This is a genomic window from Sphingomonas sp., from assembly GCF_048594985.1.
In the GTDB taxonomy this organism is placed as follows: Bacteria; Pseudomonadota; Alphaproteobacteria; order Sphingomonadales; family Sphingomonadaceae; genus Sphingomonas_I.
Genome location: NZ_JBMDXG010000067.1, coordinates 1 through 2,871, shown reverse-complemented (window position 1 = coordinate 2,871; position 2,871 = coordinate 1). Strand labels below are relative to the sequence as shown.

The 2,871-nt window shown below is 64.1% G+C and carries 2 pseudogenes; both read left to right on the top strand.

Going from position 1 to position 2,871, the window contains the following annotated elements:
* Nucleotides 1-1,504: pseudogene (locus ACOJSF_RS02425) on the top strand (DNA-directed RNA polymerase subunit beta); the annotation flags it as partial.
* A gap of 89 nt (nucleotides 1,505-1,593) precedes the next feature.
* Nucleotides 1,594-2,871 (top strand): annotated as a pseudogene (locus ACOJSF_RS02420) (DNA-directed RNA polymerase subunit beta'); the annotation flags it as partial.

Genomic DNA, 2,871 nt, shown 5'->3' with positions numbered 1-2,871 from the left:
CGGCGCCGAGGTCGAGCCGGGCGACATCCTGGTCGGCAAGATCACGCCGAAGGGCGAGAGCCCGATGACGCCGGAGGAGAAGCTGCTCCGCGCCATCTTCGGCGAAAAGGCGAGCGACGTGCGCGACACCTCGCTCCGCCTGCCGCCGGGCGTTTCGGGCACGATCGTGGAAGTGCGCGTGTTCAATCGCCACGGCATCGAGATCGACGACCGTACCCGCGCCATCCAGAACGAGGAAATCGAACGCCTCGCCAAGGACCGCGAGGACGAACGCGCCATCCTCAACCGCGCCACTTACAACCGCCTGAAGGACATGCTGCTCGGCCAGACGGTCGTGTCGGGTCCAAAGGGCATCAAGAAGGGCGCCGAGATCGACGAGGCGCTGCTCGACAGCGTCGAGAAGCGTGACTGGTGGAAGCTTGCCGTCGCCGACGATGCGCGCCAGAGCGATCTGGAAGCGGTCAAGGCGCAGTATGACGAGGCCGTCGGCGCGATCGTCGCGAAGTTCGAGGATCGGGTCGAGAAGCTGCAGCGCGGTGACGAGCTGCCGCCGGGCGTGCTGAAGATGGTCAAGGTCTTCGTCGCGGTGAAGCGCAAGCTGCAGCCGGGCGACAAGATGGCCGGCCGTCACGGCAACAAGGGCGTCATCAGCCGCATCCTGCCAATCGAGGACATGCCGTTCCTGGAGGACGGCACGCATGTCGACATCGTGCTCAATCCGCTCGGCGTGCCGAGCCGCATGAACGTCGGGCAGATCTTCGAGACCCATCTGGGCTGGGCCGCGCGCGGCCTGGGTCAGCAGGTCACGCAGGCGCTGGAGGAGTGGCGCGAAGCCAATCCGAACGGTGTCGGCGGGCAGCCCCCGGCGGCGGTCGTCGATCGCCTGAAGGACGTCTACGGCGATCAGTACCATGAAGAGATCGATGCGCTTTCGCCCGATCAGGTGGTCGAGATGGCCGGCCTGCTGAAGAACGGCGTGCCGATGGCCACCCCGGTGTTCGACGGTGCGCGCGAAAGCGACGTGTCGGCGATGCTGACCAAGGCGGGCTATCACACGTCGGGCCAGTCGACCCTGTATGACGGCCGTACCGGCGAGGCGTTCGACCGTAAGGTGACCGTGGGCTACATCTATATGCTGAAGCTCCACCACCTCGTGGACGACAAGATCCACGCGCGTTCGATCGGGCCGTACAGCCTCGTCACCCAGCAGCCGCTGGGCGGTAAGGCGCAGTTCGGCGGCCAGCGTTTCGGCGAGATGGAGGTGTGGGCGCTCCAGGCGTACGGCGCCGCCTACACGCTGCAGGAAATGCTGACGGTGAAGTCCGACGACGTGGTCGGCCGCACCAAGGTCTACGAGGCGATCGTCAAGGGTGACGACACGTTCGAGGCCGGCATTCCCGAAAGCTTCAACGTGCTCGTCAAGGAAATGCGCTCGCTGGGCCTCAACGTCGACCTCAACTCGATTGAGGACGAGGACGACGGCCTGGCCGAGGCGGCGGAGTAAGCGGAACCGGGAGCAGCGGTTCAGGAAACCGTTGCTCCTGCCCGCAGCGATCCGCACCAGAATTTGACCCTCTAGAGGGACGATAAAAGATGAACGAACTGACCAACTTCGCCAATCCGGTCGCCAAGGCCGAGACCTTCGACCAGATCAAGATCGGCATCGCCTCGCCGGATCGTATCCGGTCGTGGTCCTTCGGCGAGATCAAGAAGCCCGAGACGATCAACTATCGCACGTTCAAGCCCGAGCGTGACGGCCTGTTCTGCGCGCGCATTTTCGGTCCGATCAAGGACTATGAATGCCTGTGCGGCAAGTACAAGCGCATGAAGTATAAGGGCATCGTCTGCGAAAAGTGCGGTGTCGAAGTCACGGTGTCGAAGGTCCGCCGCGAGCGGATGGGCCATATCGAACTGGCCGCCCCGGTCGCGCACATCTGGTTCCTGAAGTCGCTGCCGAGCCGTATCGGCCTGCTGCTCGACATGCAGCTCAAGCAGCTCGAGCGTGTGCTCTACTTCGAGAGCTATATCGTGATCGAGCCGGGCCTGACCCCGCTCGAAAAGTATCAGCTCCTCACCGAGGACGAGCTTCTGAGCGCGCAGGACGAGTATGGCGAGGACGCCTTCTCGGCCGGGATCGGCGCCGAGGCGGTCAAGCAGATGCTGATCGAGCTCGACCTCGAGGGCGAGCGTGACGACCTGCTCAAGGAGCTGGCCGAGACCAAGTCCGAGCTGAAGCCCAAGAAGATCATCAAGCGGCTGAAGGTCGTCGAAAGCTTCATCGATTCGGGCAATCGTCCGGAGTGGATGATCCTCGACGTCGTGCCGGTCATCCCGCCCGAACTGCGCCCGCTGGTGCCGCTCGACGGCGGCCGTTTCGCGACGTCGGACCTGAACGACCTGTACCGCCGCGTCATCAACCGCAACAACCGCCTGAAGCGGCTGATGGAACTGCGCGCGCCGGACATCATCGTCCGCAACGAGAAGCGCATGCTGCAGGAATCGGTCGACGCGCTGTTCGACAATGGCCGCCGCGGCCGCACCATCACGGGCGCCAACAAGCGTCCGCTGAAGTCGCTGTCCGACATGCTCAAGGGCAAGCAGGGCCGCTTCCGTCAGAACCTGCTCGGCAAGCGCGTCGACTATTCGGGCCGTTCGGTCATCGTGACCGGTCCGGAGCTGAAGCTGCACCAGTGCGGCCTGCCGAAGAAGATGGCGCTCGAGCTGTTCAAGCCGTTCATCTACGCCCGCCTCGACGCCAAGGGGCTGAGCATGACGCTCAAGCAGGCGAAGAAGTGGGTCGAGAAGGAGCGCAAGGAAGTCTGGGACATCCTCGACGAAGTCATTCGCGAGCACCCGGTCATGCTGAACCGC